Below are 16,518 nucleotides of genomic sequence, written 5' to 3' on the forward strand. Positions count from 1 at the left end.
AACTTAAATATCCTAATAATTTAAGTTTAGCTTTATAATATTAAAACATCGATGGTTCTCTAATATGCATCTTCATTCGCCAATTTTATCAATCTTATATATAATTAATTTCTTTTAAAATTACAAAATTTCTTAATTATAATTCAAAAATATGTTATAATAAAAAGCATATACTACCAAAATGCATTTTTTCAAAAAATGTAAGAAAACTTTAGAAACAACGAACATCGAAATTTACATGTAGCTACGTAATCTTAAAATTATGTGATTTTCTCAAAGGCTAATTATTGAAAGGTGGTATAGCTTTTATGAAATTTAAACTTAGATTGGTTATAATGGTATTTCTAATTATTTTTACACTTTATCCCCTAACCACATACTCAGCTAAAAATTACTCTTTTGGTATTTTTACATCTTCTGATTCCTGTGATTTAAATAAATTCTTAAAATACAAAGAAATAGTAGTGGATGCCACTATATTTTCAAAAGAAGATATTGATTATCTTCATGAAAATGGAGTAAAAGTATTCAGTTATATAAACATTGGATCTTTGGAAAAATTCCGACCTTATTATGAAGATTTTGCTAGTATTACCTTATCTAATTATGAAAACTGGTCTAACGAAAGATGGATTGATGTTTCAAATCCTAAATGGCAAAATTACGTTGTAAACACTCTATCAAAAGATTTATTTTCTAAAGGAATTGATGGGCTATTTATAGATAACATAGATATATATACTATATATAAAAAAGATAAAATATTCAATGGAATACATTGTATATTGAAAACCTTAAACGACAAATATAAAAAACCAATAATTATAAACAACGGTTATGATTTTATACAGAAGGCTTTATCCCTAAAGCTTAACCTAACAGACTTGTTTTATGGATTGAATAAAGAAGAAGTTTTTACTATTATAGAAAATTATGAAAATGACATATTTAGAACCAATATTCTTGAAGAAAGAAACTTTGTATTATCCTATCTAAATACTCTCAGTAAAAAAGGAATAAATATATATATTATAGAATACTCAAAAAACAAAAATCTAAATAAAAAAATGATTAAATACTATAATAAAAAAAATTATAAATTCTTTATATCTTCTACAGTTAATTTATAATTGAGGAAATTCCATAATTAAGAATTATGGAATTTCGTCAATTGTTACTTTATCTTAAATGCATATGTGGTTTTAGCTATATATTTTTCTCCTGGATTTAAAATATAGTCTGGGAAATTTGGATTGTTAACAGCATCAGGATACCATTGAGTTTCAATACAAACACCTAAATGATCACCAGAAGTTGTTCCCCCTCTTAATATCATATCTTTTCTAATAGAATTAGCTGTAAATAAAACTACTACTGGCTGATTTGTTGAAACTTCTAATTGCCTTCCACTGTTCTCATCTTCAAGTATAACTTGAGACTCATTAGCTTGATTTAGTATAAATGGATGATCATAACCATTACCATACTTTATCTGTTCATGCTCCACAAAAATATCCTTTTTTATTTTTTTTCCACCCCTAAAATCAAAAGGAGTATTATCTACACTTGAAGCTACTTTTGGAACACCTTCTGAATCAATAAGTATATATTCGTCTGCATTTATATTTAAATCATGATTAAGAATTTTTTCTTTACAATTACCTGATAAATTAAAATAACTGTGGTTAGTTAAAGTAATAATAGTCTTTTTATCAGTTTCTGCTTCATATGAGATTTCTAGAACATTACTATTATCAAATTTGTATACAGTCTTTACATTTAAATTTCCTGGGAAACCTTGTTCTCCATCAACACTTAAATAACTCAGTTCTAAAGCAGCATAGTCTTCGTGAATAATTTTTTTTACATTCCAAATTTGATTATTGAACCCCAAATGTCCCCCATGAAGATTAGCATTGAAGTTATTTGCCTGAAGTTTGTACTCAACATCATCAATAGAAAATGAAGCATTAGAAATTCTTCCTGCTGTTCTTCCTATAATTGCACCAAAGCAAGGAGATTTTTCTTCATAATCCTCAATATTATTTAGTCCTAATACAATATTTTCTATATTACCACATTTATCAGGCACACAAATTTCCGTTATAATTCCTCCATAGTTTAATACTTTAATAAATGATGAACCTTCGTTTATTAGAGTATATTCGTATACATCTTTATTATCTTTTGTTTTACCGAAATAATTTTTTAGTATTTTCATACTATATCACTCCCTTTAAGCTTCCAATTCAACTTTCACCACATACTTATCAGAAACAATAGGTTTATTTTTGCCATTAAAAATAACCTTTGATGATTTTGCTGTACTTGAAGCATCTACAGCTTCTTGTTTGCAGTTTCTTCTTTTGCAACTGCAGCACCTATTAATGATGCAGATAACATAATAACTTGTCCAATTTTAAAACGTGCTGGATGAAAGCATCAGGCAAACGTTTGCATAACTAGTATAATTTTAAGCTGATAATCATTCAGCTCAGTAATAAAATATTACGTGTTACTTACCATCATTATAAATTAATGTCATTTTACAACAATAAAGTAAATTATATATTATTAAATTTAGTATAAAATACTAACTATAGTTGTGTCAAGATTTTTTATAAAATGTTATACTTAAATTAAAAAACAAATAAAAAATATTTAGACTTAAAACTTAACAATAGAGGTGTAAGGATGGATAATTCAAAATTAATTCAAGTTTACAAAAAAGCTTTAAAACTTGGAAAATTAAGCTATTCAAAAGAAAAAACTACTGGACAAAATGGATATTTGCCTGCTTTAGAAGCATTTGTTGACAATTCTTCTATTATATCTGAATCTTACATTGGTCTTATTGAAATCCCATTAAAAAAAATTAAGGGAACCTATACTTTTTCACGGGCAAAAACATTCGCAAAAAATTTCATGCCTTTATTAAACGTAGAAACAGAGTTTGGAAACAAATGGTTAAATCTATATAACAGCCATGAAAAAGAAGGAATACGTGATCCTATAAAAGTTTATGAATATCTAAATTGGTTTTATGTTGTGGAAGGCAATAAAAGAGTAAGTGTTTTAAAATATATGGATGCTTATTCTATTTCTGCATACGTTACTAGGCTGATTCCTAAATATGATGAGAACAATCCATTAATTCGTACTTATTACAAGTTTATAGAATTTAATAAAAAAACTGGGCTAAATTGGATTTGGATGTCTGATGAAAAGAATTTTGATGAATTACAAGTATACTTAAATAACTACAATCCAAAACTTAAAATATATGAAGATAAATATACTCATTTTCAAAGCTATGTTTTTAATGCATTTAGAGAAACTTATATTAAAGCTGGTGGAAAAGAACTTGATATAACAACTGGTGATGCGTTTTTACAATATATAAAAATATATGGTATCCCTAATAAATTTGATTTATCTGATAACCTAAATTTAATTAAAAACTTTATTATAGAATTAAAAGCTAAAACAAATAATGAGCCTATACAAATTCATTCTGACTTGATACAAAAACCAAAGAAAAACATAATTACTTCCTTAGCCACCCTTGTAACTAATAAAAAGAAACTTAAAGCAGCTTTTGTATATAAAAAATCAATTCAAAATTGTGGATGGACTTATGCCCATGAACGTGGAAGACTTCATATTGAAAAAGTATTAGGCGACAGACTAAGTACAACTTATATTGAAAATGTTCCTGAAAATATGGATGCATATAATCATATAAAATCCTTAGCTGAAGAAGGACACGACATTATATTTACAACTGATCCTATATTTAAAAAAGCTACCCTTAAAGCTGCTTTGAATTATCCAGATATAAAATTTTTAAACTGCTCAGATTCACATCCATTTCAACATGTAATGATGTACTACGGAAAGCTTTATGAACCTAAATTTCTGATTGGTATTCTTGCAGGAGTACTTACAAAAACAAATGTAATTGGATATTCAGCCTCATATCCTTTAAGAGAAATAATAACTGAAATCAATGCATTTGCATTAGGTGCACAAATGGTAAATCCTAGAGCAAAAATAAAAGTACTATGGACATATAAAGAAAATGAACCTAAAGATTTAAAATGTATTAACCAAAAATTAAGTAAAGCAAATGTTGATATTATATTTTACCACGATTTGCCCGCTCCAGAATCCCATGCATTTCAATATGGATTATGTTCAATAAATCTTGGAGCAGAAACACATGAAAATTTTTTATTTTCACATTTTGCAAATTTATTACTAGATTTTGGAACATTCTATGAAAAGTTTTTGAAACTTATACTTAATGGTGAAAATAAAACTGTATTTGATATTTGGAATTCTAATTCACAATTAATTAATTATTGGCTTGGAATGGATTCAGAAATTGTAGATATTGTTTACTCCAACAGGTACGTTCCTAAAAAAACTCAAATGCTTATTGAAGCTTTCAAAAAGATGATAGTTCAAAAGCAATTTCATCCTTTTACAGGACCAATTTATGATCAAAATGATAATTTGAGAATAAAGGATGGTGAAATAGCTAACTATCAGCAACTTATTTCTATGAACTGGTTTGTAGATGGCATAGACGGAGAAATTCCTGAAATATATAATTACGAAGAAGATGATTTTAAAAATAGATCCTTTATATTGAAAGATTAAAGCTCTGCGAAATTACGTAGAGCCTTTTAATATTCAAAAATATAATAATTATATGCATTAATAATAGTACTTGAGTTGTATTGGATAATCCTATTCTGGTTGCCATAATTCAAATGTTGATGTCCATGAATATAATATTTAGGCTTATATTTATCAAGAAGTATATTAAAAGCTTCAAAGCCCCTATGACAAAAATCTTCTCCATCTCCAAGTCCTCTAGCTGGAGAATGAGTAACCAAAATATCAAACCCCCTATTTTTCACAATTTTAAACTTAGTTTTAAATACTTTGTTTTTAATTTGTCTTTCAGTATATTGAAAAGCTCCACCACAATAACTTTTGCTTCCACCTAAACCTAAAATCCGAATGTTTTTATATGTAACTAATTTGTTATCTATATTAACACATCCTTCTGGAGGTCTTTTCAAATAATTTTCATCATGATTTCCTGGAACATAAAACAAAGGTGCCTTAATCATTGTTACCAAAAAAGATAAATATGAAGCTTTCAAATCACCACTTGAAATAATCAAATCTATATCTTTAAAACGTTCTGCATCAAAGTGATCCCATATATATCTTGATTCCTTGTCACTTACAGCTAATATTTTCATCTACAGGTATATTCTCCTTTTTATCCATGTCTACAGTCATCTTTTCTTCTTTCTTATAATTTAAAAGCTTTTTTATAACAACAAACTTATCCTTATTTTCTTTTATTTTTGTCTCTCCACCTACAACACATAGATAATCCTGCTTCAATAAAGCCTCTATAACAGGTGCAAAATTTCTTATATCTTCTGCTGTAGTTGATATAATTTCTTCTCTTTCTTTTTGTATATCTGCTTGTTTAGTTTTACTTAGATAAAGCTCATCAGCTAACATACCATTAGCAGCAGGTCCCATAATATTACTCAACATATTTTCTGAACTGTCTATTTTTCCAATAGTTCCTATTATATAGTTAGTCATCTCTTTTTCATCTGCATCAAAGTTTTTAAGATATTCTGGAATATTATCAATAGTATCTATAGTTTTCTTTAAGTTTGGATCTCTATATGATGAAAACATTACAATTGAGTTATTTATCCCCATATTAGTACCATAAGCTCCACCTTTTATTCTTATATTACTCCATAAATAACCACTTTTCAATATATTAGAAAGCACTGCAAGCTTTCCATTTGCTTCATAACCTGCTTTTTTCAAATCTCCACCTTTGACTACATATTGAACCTTTGAAGAGGTCATTATTCCTTCATTTATTTTGGAACTATCAAAAATATATTTATAGCTTGAAAGCTTTTCATTTCTTAAATCACCTGAAAAATTTTTAAATCTGTCACTAAAATTTTTATAATTTTGATTTTCTCCAGTATAACTTACTATCATATCCTGTTTGTTGAATATTAGATTTCTAACTTCTTCTAAATTCTTTACTATTTCATCACTTTTACTATCAAATTTTTCATCTAGATTATATAAAAATCCATAAAAGCTTTCATTTTGATAATTGTTATATTTACCCGCTTGCGACATATAAGATAGCACTTTTTGTGCTGCCATATTGGCCCCAATTGACATCAATTCCATTTCTTTTTCCATTTTCATATTATTTATTATTTCTTTTAATCTTACCTTATCATTTAATTTACTCTTATACATAATTTCCTGTAAAAGTTGAAAATTCTTAGGTACTTTTTCACTTAATGATAGTATATTCACCATCATTTTAGGATAATATGTGTTATTATCTCTATGCTTTACAAAAGAACAATTATTAAAGGAAATTCCACCTGAATTAGTTAATATCTCCTCTGTTAAATCTTCTTTAGTGTAATTTTGAGTATCTATATTTTCTAAAACTTGTTCTAGCAAGTACATATAACCTAGTTTTTCTTGTGGTACTTTAGTAGTATCAAAATACATACTTATATAATCTACTCCATTAGTAAATATAGGATGATAAAGAATTTTAACACCATTTTCACTTTTTTCTATTGTGGTATATTCTTTAGCCTTTTTATTTATATCTTCACGAGTAAGACTTGGAAGTGTATTTAAAGTTTCCTTTGTATTTGGAGTTTCCTGCCACGCTTTAAGCTCTTTAGTGCGCTTTATGAGATTAGTTATATCTTCTTTTGAAAGAGAATCTTTAATATTTGCTAATTTTAATTTTAACTCTGATTCTTTCTTTTCTTCAAGCCCAGATATAGGTTTTAAAATCACTAATGAACAGTGTTTATTATCCAACAAATACTTCTGTATTAAATTTTCTAAATATCCTTTTTGTATCTTATTTTTAATATTGCTTATATCTGAATTAATATTTAAATATAAAGTTGGATCTCCATCGTATAACCAGCTTCTCATTATTAAATTATTATACATAAGTGCAAAATTACCTTTTACAGTACGGTTAGAAAGTTCATAAACATTAAGTACAGCATTTAATAAATCTTCATCAAAACCATTTTTCACTATATCCTGAAGTGCTTCATCAATTACCTTTTGAAACTTTTCTTTTTGATTTTTATTTATATTTTCTGCAGTTATACTAAAGACTGGTTGAAAATACTCTATATCAAATTGTGCTTTTATATTTTCACCAAATCCATTTTTCTTCAATGCCTTTGAAATAGGCGACGATGGCATTCCTGTAAGTAAACTTCTAAGCAATGAAAATCCTAGTACCGTATCTTTGTTTGTAACTCTATCAACTACATAGTTTGAAGTTAAATAAGTTTTATTTTTAAGTGGTGTTCCTTTAGCTACTGAATATTCAACAACCTTTGTTTTTCTTTCATTAAATGGCTTTTGAAACTGTATTTTAGTATCCACTTCTTTTTTATCAAAACTATTTAAATATTTTTCTTCTATAAATTTTAATGTTTTCTTAATATCTAAATTACCCGATAAATAAAAATAACTATTTGAAGGAGTATAGTATTTATTATACGTTTTTACAAAATCTTCATAATCTAAATTTGGAATATCATCTGGGTATCCACCAGATTCATATTTATATGAAGTGTCTGGAAAAAGCGACTGCGCAATAGCTTTATTTAATATCCGTTCAGGTGATGAATAGTTTCCCTTCATTTCATTGTAAACTATACCATTATACTTTAATTCTTCATCTGGAGAATTAAGTTCATATCTCCATCCTTCTTCTTGAAAGATCCTTTTATCTTTAACCATATTAGGATAAAAAACAGCATCTAAATATATACTCATTAAATTATAAAAATCTTTATTATTCTTACTTGATACTGGATACATAGTACTGTCACTTGCTGTCATAGCATTTAAAAAAGTATTCAATGATTGTTTGCTCATTTCTATAAACGGATCCTTAACAGGATAGTTTTTAGACCCCTGAAGTACTGAATGTTCTATAATATGATTTATTCCTGTATTATCCTTAGCTGGAGTACGAAATGTTACAGAAAACATTTTATCATCATTATTATTATCTAAAAACATAAGATGTGCTCCACTTTTTATATGCTCATACTGATATGCATTACATTTCAAATCCTTAATCCATTTTTTAGATACTAATTTAAATCCACCTAAAGCATCCTGTTTTGTTGCTACATATGCAACTTTAGGATTTAACTCTAAAGCTTTAACTTTATTAACTTTCTCAAATACTAGTGTTTGAGAAGTCATAACTGCAGCTAAAGTTAAAACTAATATGGATTTTAATTTCTTATTCATTGCTAAATCTCCTCTTTTTTTATATTTAAATTCTAATTTTATTACGTATTAAAATAACATATAACTTTGTAATCTAACTAACTTGTTGGTTCATCTATTAATACTATAAGCGTATCTTGTTAACACTATTTGCTTTATTTAATTAAAATTTTAACCTTATCAATTCTCTTTTGTTTTACTTTGTCTATCTTTAAAATTAAATTATCATATTCGATAGATTCATCATCTCTTGCTTTAGGAATATAGCCAAGAAAATCTATAATAAACCCTCCTATAGTATCAAATCCATAAGAAGGTATGTTCGTGTGTAATGTTTTGTTTATTTCATCTATAGGGGTAAATCCATCAACTATATAACTTTTATCATCCAACTTACTAATAAGTTCATTTTTTTCTTCATGCTCATCAAATATATTTCCCATTACCTCTTCTACTAAATCTTCTATAGTAACAATTCCAGTAAAAGTTCCATATTCATCAATCAATAAAGCTATATGATTTTTGTTGTTTTGTAATTCTTTAAATAATTCATCTATATTCTTTGTCTCTGGTACAAAGTATGCAGGTTTTAATAGATTTTTAATAGTATCATGATTAATTTCACCTTTATTAGATTCAATAAATAAATCTTTCATGTATATAATACCGATTATGTTATCAATATTCCCCTCATATACTGGAATTCTTGAATATTTTTCTTCCAAAATTCTAGCTAATAATTTATCAGCAGATAGATTTATATCCAACATGAATACATTAAATCTTGGAGTCATAATCTCTTTCGCTAATGTATTATCAAATTCAAATATTCCATCTATCATGTATTTTTCTATATCATTGATTACTCCATGTTCTTCTCCAGTACTTATCATCATACGAATTTCTTCTCTAGAAACCTTCTCATTAATATCATTAGTACTAACACCTGAAATTTTCACAAGTAAATTGGTTGAAAAAGTTAAAATTTTTACAAATGGAGTAGTAACTTTTGAAATTATTAAAATTGGCTTTACTGCAAACATAGCAATTTTTTGTGCATTTTGTAATGCCATCCTTTTAGGATATAACTCACCAAGTACTAAGGTAATATAGGCTAAAATTATTGTAACTGTTATAAGTGCAATTTGATTACTACCCGGAATATTCATCGACGCTAAAACACCTGCTAATGGTTGTGAGAGATTAGTTGCTGCAGAGGCACTTGCAAAAAAACCGCCTAATGTAATTCCAACCTGAATTGTTGCTAAAAATTTACTTGGCTCCTTAGTTAATTTCAATAAAAGTTTTGCTTTTTCATCTCCTTCTTTAGCAAGAAATGAAACTTTTGATTTATTTAAGGATATAATAGCCATCTCTGATGCTGCAAAAAATGCATTCAATAGAATTAAAACTAAAATTAAAAGTATCTTAAACAATATGTTTTTCTCCACAACCATTAAATAAATTCCTCCCTCGTATTTTTATCCCATATGGGTATTATATCTCTTGATATAAAATGTATTCAGACATACTAAAAGATATCTCAAAGCCAGTATAATCTAGCTCTAGGGTATCTTAAGTTGAAAATACATTTTAAAGGAAATCCTAATTTTTAATAATCAATCTATCTCTTTTTATCTAATTAACTAATGAAATTTATCATTTATTTCTAATTTTGAATTTATGTTAAAGTTAAGGATATATTTTCCGATAATCAATAATGAGGAAATTAGAAAGGATGATATTATGAAAAAGATTACTTCTATGTTAAAGCATACATTCTGTACATTGCTGTCATGTTTGCTTGTTTTTACTGGGGTCAGTGTAGCACAAGCCGCATTATCTCCTGCAGTTATTGCTAAAGCTGCAACTACTACTGATAATGCGTTTGTTTATTATGTATCAAATGGATCTTTATACCGTGTAATGAGCGACGGTACAAAAGAACAAAGGCTAGTTAACTCTTTTGAAGGATCCAGACTTACACCAGCTGGAAAATACTTATACTATATGTATAGCGAAAATTCCACAACATTACTGCGTACTCCTGTAGATGGTTCAGCACTTCTACCATCACGTTTTGAATCTGATGTAGTATACTACACAGTCGATGGTGATTTTATTTATTACATGAACACTAAAGGTGCTATTTATCGTGCTTCTGTAAATGCTAAAAAGGCTTCTGAAGCCAAGCTAGTAACAGATATGGCTGATATAACCCATCCTGGATTTACTGTTATTAATGGACGAATATATTATAATGGCCGTAAAAGTGGACGTACAACTTGGTTAGCTTCAAAAGCAACTAATGGAAGTGGACAAGTCCAATGGCTTGCAGCAGGCGCTATTCCTTCTCCATGGTTTGTACGTACCGATAACACATCAATTTATATAATAGTAAACACTAAACCTGAAGAAACTCAGTATTCACTAAATTGTATGGTACTTTATTCAATACCTAAAAAAGGTGGAGCTGCAAAAGCAATTAATCTAAAAACTCCACTTGACACAAACTCTATATATTCTGGTTCATGGACTAATGGATATTATCTATTTAACAAGGATATATCACTTGGTTCAGAGGGTAGATATGACTATACAACTAGTAAAGGCTGTATTATTGATATGAAAGGCAATATAATTCAAATACATGATACAGGTATCTATGAAATTGCCAATATTGCTCCTAACAAATTTGCTTTTATAGATGCATACGGTAACGCTTTTGTTAGTACACTAAACAACAATAAAGTTGTAGATACAAAACAACTTTCCATAAATTATGCAGGTTATGTACGTAATCTTATGACTGATGGTAAAGTAAGAGCAACTATGCTTTTCGCACAAAGCGGAGCATATATGTTACAATCAGATCTATCACTGAAAAAAATGGTTGGTATTGAATGGGATCTATGCATGTATAAAGACGATGTGTCTGGATTTTTCTATATCAATGCTGGTGATAATTGTAGATTATATCATATAAAAGACGATGGTAAGACAAGCAAAAAACTAACTGATAAGACAGTTAAAAGAATCGTATTAATCTCAAAAAATTAATATTTTATCATAACTATTAATTTAAATATGAAAAGCCTTATAGTAGTTACAAATTAACTACTATAAGGCTTTTTCATTATTTGAAACTAATATTTACTTTATCTCAGCTTTTGCATTTTTATCAAATGGATTAGTTCTAACTGCTAAAGAAAAAAGATATGGGTAATCATTTTGTAAATGCTCAACATAATTAATCCATTCTAATATCAATATTTTATATACTCTTGATACATCTCCACCGATATGTTCCAAATCATCTTTAGATAAAGAATCAACCTCTTGTCTATTAGCTAATTCTTCAGTTAAGTGAAAAATTGCCCATAAAAGGTCTGTAAAAGATTGATGCTCCAATAAATTTGGATTTTGAAGTAAAGTAAGCATAAAGCTTCTTTTATTCATTAAAAATTCTTTTAAAACTTTAACATCTTTACTTTCAAATTTTAATTCAAAATTCTTATTACTTATATTACTCTTTAAGTTTTTAAAATCTTTTTTTGTCCATTTATCTGATATTCTAAAATCTTGTTCCTTTTTATCTATATCTACTTGAAATTTAGTAACTTTTTTAAGCAGTTCAGTACCTACTTCACTAAAAAAAGTACCTATAACCATATTAAGCTTGTTCAACCTCTCCTTCTTCTGTCTGTTGCTTAATAATTTATTAAGCACAAAAGTTACTAGTAAAGTTGAAATTGGTAAAAAACCCAGTTGCGCAATTAATATCCTAAAAATATACTTATAATCATTAAATATTAAATAATGACCAAAATAAATTATACAAGATAATGAAATAAATAATGCTATCAATTTTGTTTTCCAATTGATTCTTCTCATTCGTCTCCTCCTAAATTGTTAATATATACTATATAATAACCTAATAATTACTTATCGTCTATTATATAACGAATCAGGATAATTGCAAGTTTATAATTCAGAAAATGGAACTTGCATATAGCTATATAATTTGGTAATTATATAATTTTTCTAAATAGTTTAATGTAAGATTAATCTAAAACATAATTTTTTTAAAATTTTCATAACAATAATAGGATATACTAAATATAATAAAGCAAAATCAAATGCATACTTTATCTTATTTAACCATCTCACAAAATTAAAATGGGAGGGAAAATGTTATGAAAAGTATCACATATGGTGAAGTCTCTTTTAGCGGAATGTGTAAATTAATTAAAAACTATATTTCAAAAAACAAGACACAAGAATACAAAATAACTGTGGGTACGGATTCTCAAAATTATGATATAACTAAGGTTGTAATTGTAGTAGCAATTTGGATAGTCGGAAAAGGTGGAATATTTTTTTACGATATAAAAAAAGTAAATAAAATTATAAACATACGACAAAAACTGTTTTATGAAACCAGTTTAAGTATAGAAATGGCTACAAAGCTCTCTTCATATTTTAATAAAGATAATAAAAAATATGACATAAGTATTCATGTTGATGCTGGTAACAATGGAGCTTCTTCATCAGTAATACCTGAAATAGTAGGTTGGGTTAAAGGCTGTGGTTTTAACTGTAATACTAAACCTGATTCATATGCAGCTTCATCAATTGCAAATAGATACTCAAAATAAGAAAAGTGCGTCGCACTTTTCTTAAACTGGAAATCAAATTTATTTATAATTTTTCTATTTGTATAAAAATAATAGCAGCCAGTTTATATAAAATCTATAAACTGACTGCTAAGCAAACCCTAATTCATTTTTAAATTGACTCTTTGTTTCCTTATACACAAGACTTTCCTTCCTAATTACCTCTGTTACAATTACATAAACTTTAATTGATGTTTCGGTAAATCTAAAATTTTAATTTTTAAAACATTTTTACACTTTAATTCTTAACTTTTTTAATTCTTTGACTCTAATTCTTGGTTCTTGGTTCTTGGTTCTTGGTTCTTGGTTCTTGGTTCTTGGTTCTTGGTTCTTGGTTCTTTAACTTTTAACTTTTAATTCTTAATTCTTAATTCTTAATTCTTAATTCTTTGACTCTTTGACTCTTTGACTCTTTGACTCTTTGACTCTTTGACTCTTTGACTCTTTGACTCTTTGACTCTTTGACTCTTTGACTCTTTGACTCTTGATTCTTGATTCTTTGACTCTTGATTCTTTGACTCTTGATTCTTTGACTCTTGATTCTTTGACTCTTGATTCTTTGACTCTTGATTCTTTGACTCTTGATTCTTTGATTCTTTGACTCTTTGACTCTTTGACTCTTTGACTCTTGACTCTTGATTCTTTGATTCTTTGATTCTTTGATTCTTTGATTCTTTGATTCTTTGATTCTTTGATTCTTTGATTCTTTGATTCTTTGATTCTTTGATTCTTAACCCTTGATTCTTGATTCTTGATTCTTGGTTCAATAAATTAGGGTTTGCAAGAAGAGTTTTTGTTCTTCTTGTTTATATTATATCATAGCTTAATAAAAATTAAAAGGTTATTTTCTGAATTTTCAATATTTTTTGTACTTTTAATAATTAGCCTGCTCCTTTACTAAGGGGCAGGCTGTTTTTGAATATATAATATATCTATTATTACCTAGATTTTAATTTATACTTACTTCATCATCTACAACTTGCCTAGCCATTCCGTCTTTTTTTATTTTATACAAACGTCCTTCATCCGATAAATTTGAATAATAAATCCACTCTTCTTTTATTTCAATATTTTTAATAGAATCATCACATATTTTTTGATTATTAGTACCATCAGTTTTAACTTTATAAATTTTATTATTGTCTTTTAAATTACCATAATAAAACCAGCCATCAGTTACACAGTAATAATTCATATCTCTAACAAATTTAAATTTATCATTATTGCATGTTGGCATTGTTATTCTTTTATAATTTCTGTTACCTCCAAACCAAACTTTATAAGGAGAATTTTGTCTTCTATCTTCATCTGTAAAATTAAAATACCTTAATTGAGTTCCTTTATTTGAATCAGCCTCCCATGTTGCATCTAATTGATAATATACACCTTCTATTTTCACCATATTCCATATATGCGCAATTTCATCTGAATCAACAGTATGACATTCTATCCCAGCCTTATTTAATAAATATTTCATGGCATTTGTATAACCTAAGCATATGGCTTTTCCTTTAACAATAGCACTATATGCATTAACCTCATCTATAGAACCACCATTATTATCATAGTTATACGAAACATTTTTAGTTATATATCTATATATAGCTAATTCTTTTTCTAATTCTGAAAAATCTGGTTTGATAATTTCATTTAAAATATAATCTATTTTTTCATTAAAGTTTTTTTTCATTTCTTTAATCTTTGATTTATCATATGTGTAAGTTATTTTGAATTTCTTTTTATCATTACTTAGCTGAAAGTTTTTTATATAAAAAAGTTCATAATTAACACGATACCAAATAGCCTTTGTTAAATTTTTTAATTCATTATCATCTATAGTAAAATTTGAAACATCTACTTCATCTTTTAATTCGTCAATAGAATCATATAACACTTTGTATAATTCTATATTATTAGGATTGGCATATTCTTTAATATCTTTATCAATTTGGTATTTATCATATTTCACCAAGTTTTCAGAGCGTTTATCTGTATTCTTTAATAAGCTACTCAAATTATCTTCAATTTTATTTTCAGTACCATTGGAACTTTGTTTATTACTGTTAATATTTTTGTGTTGCTGATTTAGTAAGGAATAAATTGCAGATACAGAAATTGTTATTACCAATACAATAATTAAGCTTACTTTAATACCTTTATTTTTCATTAAATTTTCTCCTTTGTATAATATGTTTTAGTACGTAAAGAACTAGTATAAAAAATATAAACTTATCTATAAAAAAATTTATATTTTTCATTTAAACTTTTTAATTATTCTATTTTCTCCACGAACAACTTATATTCCTGATTATACTATTAATATTTTTTTATAAGTAACAAAATAGTTAAAATTATTTACAGAATAGTTGCAAAAACAACATAATTAGAATAAAAAATTACTAAGAATTTTAATTCCTAAATTTGTAATTTACGTATTTTTATTCATAAAAACAAAAACTATCAAAATGTATTATTACACCTTGATAGTTTTACATATTACTACTTAAGCAAAATTTTTCTCTAACATATTAAACATATCTTGCTTTTCTTTAGTAAATCTATTGTATACACTTCTTTTTACTTGTTCAGAACTACTTCTAAAGTAAATATTAACCTTCTTACGTTCATTGTATAAATCATTTATAATATTACGATCATTATTATTTAAATTTAACTTTGAAAATATAGATAATGTTCCTCCTACCCCGTGCTGAACTACAGTTGACCACAAGCTTTCTTTCAAAGCATTACTTCTTTTATTTACATCAAATCCAAATTTGGATTTTAAATCTAGTGCAGCTTTATCATAATAATATTTTTTTACATAATCTTGCTGAACCTTTATAAATTTATCCCTATTAGCCAAAGCTATATTTCTCCATGCAGAATCAAAGTTTTTTCCAAAATTACTGCCATCTCTATTCTTTGCCTCTGAAAGTTTCGAATAAAACTCACTATAATTTCCTTTAAGCCAACTTACAAAAGAATTTAACGAACCTGTTTTTGATGAAAATTGCCATGCACCATAGGACTTTCCACCATAATCACCTGGATTATTGCTTATTAATCCAGGATTCAAATTTGATTCATACTTAGACGCTTTTAATCCTAATCTACTTAATTTGTTATTTACTCCATTACTGTAAATATTTAAAGATTCCTGAGAATAACTAGTTCTTCTCATAGCTGAATTAAAATTCCTTAAAGTTGCAAGAGATGTATCTGCACCAATAGAATTGTCCTCTGTTAAAGCAGTTGATAAAAACTCTGCCATCATTGAACCATTTGTGCTTTCCATCATTTGGTTTAACATTGTTTCAAAAGCCAAATTCTGCATTTGTTTATTTAAGTTTTTTGTATCATTTTCTACATTTATATTATTATCAATATTATTTTTCATTTGTGACATATAATTTTTCAAGTATATATTCTTAATAGCATTTGTAGATAATCCCATAAATTTTTCCTCACTTCA

Annotated in this window: 11 protein-coding genes; 4 read left to right on the top strand and 7 right to left on the bottom strand. The window is 26.9% G+C overall.

From position 1 onward, the window contains the following. Positions 1–308 precede the first annotated feature (308 nt). Entirely contained in the window at positions 309–1,130 is an 822-nt protein-coding gene (locus OW763_RS00995; RefSeq protein ID WP_268039199.1) for an endo alpha-1,4 polygalactosaminidase, read from the top strand. Positions 1,131–1,174: 44 nt separating this feature from the next. On the opposite strand, the gene OW763_RS01000 is transcribed toward OW763_RS00995, so the two are convergent. Next, complete coding sequence (locus OW763_RS01000) at positions 1,175–2,221, bottom strand: aldose epimerase family protein (protein WP_268039200.1); 1,047 nt, start codon at positions 2,219–2,221, stop codon at positions 1,175–1,177. A 473-nt stretch (positions 2,222–2,694) separates the two neighbouring features. On the opposite strand from OW763_RS01000, the gene OW763_RS01005 reads away from it, so the two are divergent. Then, complete coding sequence (locus OW763_RS01005) at positions 2,695–4,665, top strand: BMP family ABC transporter substrate-binding protein (RefSeq protein WP_268039201.1); 1,971 nt, start codon at positions 2,695–2,697, stop codon at positions 4,663–4,665. 26 nt (positions 4,666–4,691) lie between these two features. On the opposite strand, the gene OW763_RS01010 is transcribed toward OW763_RS01005, so the two are convergent. The 3 genes from OW763_RS01010 to OW763_RS01020 form a co-directional block, all read right to left on the bottom strand. After that, positions 4,692–5,279 (bottom strand): metallophosphoesterase family protein, encoded by a 588-nt coding sequence (locus OW763_RS01010; protein ID WP_268039202.1) that lies wholly within the window; start codon positions 5,277–5,279, stop codon positions 4,692–4,694. Then, complete coding sequence (locus OW763_RS01015) at positions 5,257–8,388, bottom strand: insulinase family protein (RefSeq protein WP_268039203.1); 3,132 nt, start codon at positions 8,386–8,388, stop codon at positions 5,257–5,259. The genes OW763_RS01010 and OW763_RS01015 overlap by 23 nt, the downstream gene beginning before the upstream one ends. A gap of 134 nt (positions 8,389–8,522) precedes the next feature. Next, entirely contained in the window at positions 8,523–9,824 is a 1,302-nt protein-coding gene (locus OW763_RS01020; protein ID WP_268039204.1) for a hemolysin family protein, read from the bottom strand. Between the two features lie 307 nt (positions 9,825–10,131). Between OW763_RS01020 and OW763_RS01025 the strand changes: the two genes are divergently transcribed. Further along, positions 10,132–11,427: a DUF5050 domain-containing protein gene (locus OW763_RS01025; RefSeq protein WP_268039801.1), complete on the top strand. Its 1,296-nt coding sequence runs from the start codon at positions 10,132–10,134 to the stop codon at positions 11,425–11,427. A 93-nt stretch (positions 11,428–11,520) separates the two neighbouring features. Here OW763_RS01025 and OW763_RS01030 read toward each other — a convergent pair whose 3' ends face one another. Beyond that, positions 11,521–12,261: a hypothetical protein gene (locus tag OW763_RS01030; protein WP_268039205.1), complete on the bottom strand. Its 741-nt coding sequence runs from the start codon at positions 12,259–12,261 to the stop codon at positions 11,521–11,523. Between the two features lie 302 nt (positions 12,262–12,563). Here OW763_RS01030 and OW763_RS01035 point away from each other — a divergent pair, with 302 nt between their 5' ends. Further along, the gene (locus OW763_RS01035; RefSeq protein WP_268039206.1) at positions 12,564–13,025 is read left to right on the top strand and encodes a ribonuclease H-like YkuK family protein; all 462 of its coding nucleotides are present in this window, start codon (positions 12,564–12,566) and stop codon (positions 13,023–13,025) included. 967 nt (positions 13,026–13,992) lie between these two features. Here the strand turns inward: OW763_RS01035 and OW763_RS01040 are convergent. Next, the gene (locus OW763_RS01040; protein WP_268039207.1) at positions 13,993–15,210 is read right to left on the bottom strand and encodes a DUF5050 domain-containing protein; all 1,218 of its coding nucleotides are present in this window, start codon (positions 15,208–15,210) and stop codon (positions 13,993–13,995) included. Between the two features lie 336 nt (positions 15,211–15,546). Further along, complete coding sequence (locus tag OW763_RS01045) at positions 15,547–16,500, bottom strand: VgrG-related protein (protein WP_268039208.1); 954 nt, start codon at positions 16,498–16,500, stop codon at positions 15,547–15,549. Positions 16,501–16,518 lie beyond the last annotated feature (18 nt).

Origin of the sequence: Clostridium aestuarii, assembly GCF_026735135.1 — a bacterium.
Taxonomy (GTDB): domain Bacteria; phylum Bacillota; class Clostridia; order Clostridiales; family Clostridiaceae; genus Clostridium_H; species Clostridium_H aestuarii.